At 64.4% G+C, this 3,165-nt stretch carries 5 protein-coding genes and 1 pseudogene; 2 read left to right on the top strand and 4 right to left on the bottom strand.

Features of this window, described 5'->3' with window-relative positions; genetic code table 11:
- From ACRCSW_RS03655 to ACRCSW_RS03645, 3 genes are all read right to left on the bottom strand, one after another.
- The coding region (locus ACRCSW_RS03655; protein WP_438702680.1) for a phosphate acyltransferase at positions 1-814 on the bottom strand (814 nt) is incomplete at its 3' end.
- 24 nt (positions 815-838) lie between these two features.
- Complete coding sequence (rpmF, locus tag ACRCSW_RS03650; RefSeq protein WP_438702678.1) at positions 839-1,045, bottom strand: 50S ribosomal protein L32; 207 nt, start codon at positions 1,043-1,045, stop codon at positions 839-841.
- Positions 1,046-1,228: 183 nt separating this feature from the next.
- Positions 1,229-1,804: a YceD family protein gene (locus ACRCSW_RS03645; RefSeq protein WP_438702676.1), complete on the bottom strand. Its 576-nt coding sequence runs from the start codon at positions 1,802-1,804 to the stop codon at positions 1,229-1,231.
- A 146-nt stretch (positions 1,805-1,950) separates the two neighbouring features.
- Here ACRCSW_RS03645 and ACRCSW_RS03640 point away from each other — a divergent pair, with 146 nt between their 5' ends.
- The gene (locus ACRCSW_RS03640) at positions 1,951-2,439 is read left to right on the top strand and encodes an outer membrane protein assembly factor BamE (RefSeq protein WP_438702674.1); all 489 of its coding nucleotides are present in this window, start codon (positions 1,951-1,953) and stop codon (positions 2,437-2,439) included.
- Between the two features lie 8 nt (positions 2,440-2,447).
- Here the strand turns inward: ACRCSW_RS03640 and msrB are convergent, their stop codons facing one another.
- Positions 2,448-2,840: a peptide-methionine (R)-S-oxide reductase MsrB gene (gene msrB, locus ACRCSW_RS03635; protein WP_438702673.1), complete on the bottom strand. Its 393-nt coding sequence runs from the start codon at positions 2,838-2,840 to the stop codon at positions 2,448-2,450.
- Positions 2,841-2,896: 56 nt separating this feature from the next.
- On the opposite strand from msrB, the pseudogene ACRCSW_RS03630 reads away from it, so the two are divergent.
- A pseudogene (locus ACRCSW_RS03630) lies at positions 2,897-3,165 on the top strand (hypothetical protein); the annotation flags it as partial.

Here is a 3,165-nt window from a genome sequence, read left to right as displayed (position 1 = left end):
TGAAGTCTGCGATCAGCTTCGCCGTGCCTTCGCCCGTCTTCAGCGCGACGTTGCCGGTAAAGCCGTCAGTCACGATCACGTCGACGCGGTTCGAGGGGAGGTCGCCGCCTTCGACGAAACCCACATAATCGAAGTCGCTGATCAGCGCGACGGCAGGCATGCGGTCATGCGCTTCCTTGAGCTCGGCCCGGCCCTTGTGCTCTTCGGTGCCGACATTGAGGATTCCGATCCGCGGCCGCTTCAGCGCAAGGCCGTTGCGGGCATAGGACGCCCCCATGACCGCGTACTGCAGAAGATCGTCAGCTTCCGCCTTAACATCGGCACCGACGTCGAGCATCAGGTTGAAGCCGCCCGGATTGCGCGAGGGCCAGAGGCAGGCGATAGCGGGGCGGTTCACGCCGGGCAGCTTTCGCAGGCGGATCATCGATACGGCCATCAGCGCGCCGGTGTTGCCGCAAGAGACGGCGGCTGCGGCTTCACCCTCGCGGACCGCGTCGATCGTCGACCACATCGAGGTTCCGGCCCCGTGACGCATCACCTGGGCGGGCTTGTCCTCCATCGTCACCACGCGGTCGGCATGGCGAAGGGTGACGCGGGCAGCAAAATCCGGGTGGCGGGCAAGGAGCGGGCCAAGCGTGGCCTCGTCGCCGTGCAGGATCACATGGAGGCGGGGGTGTTGTGCCAGCGAATCGGCAAGACCGGCAACAACCGCTGCCGGCCCCTGATCGCCACCCATGGCATCAACAGAGATAACTACGCGCTCAAAGCCCGGATTGTTGGACGTGATAGACGCAGACTCGGGGCCGGTGGCCATCTGGGCGGTCGCGCGACGCGGGGCTTACGCCGCGTCTTCGTCGATATCCACTTCACGCGCCATCGAGACGACTTCGCGCGAATCATAGTGGCCGCACGCGCTGCACACGTGGTGCGGACGCTTCAGCTCGCCACAGTTGGCGCATTCGTTCGGGTTCGCGGCAACCAGCGCGTCATGCGCGCGGCGCATGTTCCGGCGGGACTTCGTAGTGCGGTTCTGCGGGACAGCCATGTCTCAACCTTTGGGCAGTGGGGACATGCCCCGGATTTCCTTTGCGATCCAGTCCCACGACTGCCAGTTTTGGCAATAGCAAACGGACGCTGTTTCGCAGCTTGAATGAGGCGCGGAACATACTCGGATTTCGGGTCAGCGCAAGCCCCTTTTCGCATGCGCAAAGCCGTCTTGGGCGGGCCCTCAGCCGCCTTCGCCAGAGCCGGATTTGTCCTTGGAGGAAAGCTGCTTGGCAAGGTCCGCAAGGCCCGCAAATGGCTTCAGATCAGCATCGGTCAGGGCCTTGACGTCCTCTGCAGCATGAACGGCCGAGCCGAAGTCGGCCCCCGGCGCGCGGGGGTAAAGGGGCAGGGCCAGCGCAAGTGCCTCGGCTGCGATCTCGGCAAGGTCGATGACTTCGGGCATCGGTTCGACGCTGTCGTCTTCCGGCATCTCGACCTCGTCGCCTTCGGGGTCGGCAAGGCCCGCGACGTAGCGCCGGCGCACCTCCTCGTCGATCTCGGCCCGGACGGGGGCAAGGGTGACGATACAGGCCTGATCGGCCCGGACCTTCAGTTGCGCGGTCAGGACCAGCTCGTCCCGGCCCGCGGGCGCGATCTCGCCCGTCAGGTCAAGCGCGTGGAGGGCGAGAAGACCAAGCTCGGCCGCCAGTGCTGCGCGTTCGGCGGCATCGGGGCGATAGCTGAAGCGGGTGGGCTTCCGCGGGCTGAGGCCGCCGGTTCGGAAGCGAGAGGGGCGTGGGGTCGCGGATTCGGTCATGGGCGGGCTTTCACCGGATACGCCGGACACCGATTGGTGTGGCGTTCCATTCTTGAACTGAGGGCTGATAGTCTGTTATCCGGAAAGCCAAGGGTTTTGAAGAACCCGCGTCGGGACACGGCGTTTCAGCGGGCATGAGGACAGGCATGAGAAATCTCGGGTTGATGCGGTCGCTTCTGGCAGCATGCCGGACGTCACGCAAAGGCTGCCTGACGCTGGCCCTTGTAGCGACGATCGCGGCCTGTTCGCCGGTCTTCCGCAACCACGGCTATGTGCCCAGCGAAGATGAACTGGCCCTGATCGAGGTTGGTACGGACACCCGCGATACGGTCGGTGAGAAGATCGGCCGCCCCTCGACCTCGGGTCTTCTGAACGATGTCGGCTGGTTCTACGTGCAAAGCCGCTACAAGCTTGTGGGCCCGCGTGAACCGCAGGAGATCGACCGGCAGGTCCTGGTCATCAATTTCACCGAAGCGGGCGTGGTCGAGAACATCGGGCGCTTTGGCCTGGAAGATGGCCGCGTCGTCGAAATCTCGCGCCGGGTGACCGAGACCAACGTCAAGGGCCTGTCGTTCATCCAGCAGATTCTTGGTAGCTTCGGTCGCCTGCAGGCCGGTGACCTGCTCGGCGAATAGGTCGAGGGTCAATCTGACGGCTCGAACCGCAACGCGACGCCGTTGATGCAGTAGCGCAGGCCCGTGGGCGCGGGGCCGTCCGGGAAGACATGCCCAAGATGCGCCTCGCACTGGTTGCAATGCACTTCGGTGCGGCGCATGAACCAGCTGTTGTCTGCGGTTTCGCCGACCATTTCCGTGTCCAGAGGGGCGTAGAACGACGGCCAGCCGGTGCCGCTGTCGAACTTCGTCTTCTGATCGAAGAGCGGAGCGTCGCAGCAGATGCAGCGGAATGTACCGGGGTCTTTCGGGAAATCGTCATGGGTGAAAGCCCGTTCGGTCCCGTGCTTCCGGGTGACCTTGTAGGCGAGCTCGCTCAGCTGCTCTTTCCACTCGGTATCGGACTTGACGATCTTGTCCATGGTCGGGTCTCCTTTGCGTGACCTATGTATGGTGCGACCCGGTGGGAGAAAAGGGCTTGGAGCCACTTCGGAAGGGCAGGCTGGTGGCAAGGCTCGCGCATGGCAAGGCCGAGATGGACCGGGTCATGGCGTTTCGGCGCGCGGCCTTTCCGCATCCTGGCCCGGAGGAGGACGAGCAGGACGGGCTTTCGGCGCATGTTGTCGTGGAAGGCGAGGGGGGGATACTCGCCTACTTCCGGGTGATGCTGTTCGGCTGGGGGGCCGGGCTGTCGCAGGGCTATGCGGCGCAGTTCTATGATGTGGGGCCGTTGTCGGGCTATGCGAA

The organism is Tabrizicola sp. (assembly GCF_051645465.1).
Lineage (GTDB): Bacteria > Pseudomonadota > Alphaproteobacteria > Rhodobacterales > Rhodobacteraceae > Tabrizicola.
Note: the sequence above shows the minus strand (reverse complement) of the source record. Positions and strands in the feature narration are given on the sequence as shown.

What these genes read in the sequence shown, in the direction of transcription:
- rpmF (WP_438702678.1), bottom strand. Translation starts at nt 1,045, where the DNA reads ATGGCTGTCCCGCAGAACCGCACTACGAAGTCCCGCCGGAACATGCGC.
- msrB (WP_438702673.1), bottom strand. Translation starts at nt 2,840, where the DNA reads ATGGACAAGATCGTCAAGTCCGATACCGAGTGGAAAGAGCAGCTGAGC.
- ACRCSW_RS03645 (WP_438702676.1), bottom strand. Translation starts at nt 1,804, where the DNA reads ATGACCGAATCCGCGACCCCACGCCCCTCTCGCTTCCGAACCGGCGGC.
- ACRCSW_RS03640 (WP_438702674.1), top strand. Translation starts at nt 1,951, where the DNA reads ATGAGAAATCTCGGGTTGATGCGGTCGCTTCTGGCAGCATGCCGGACG.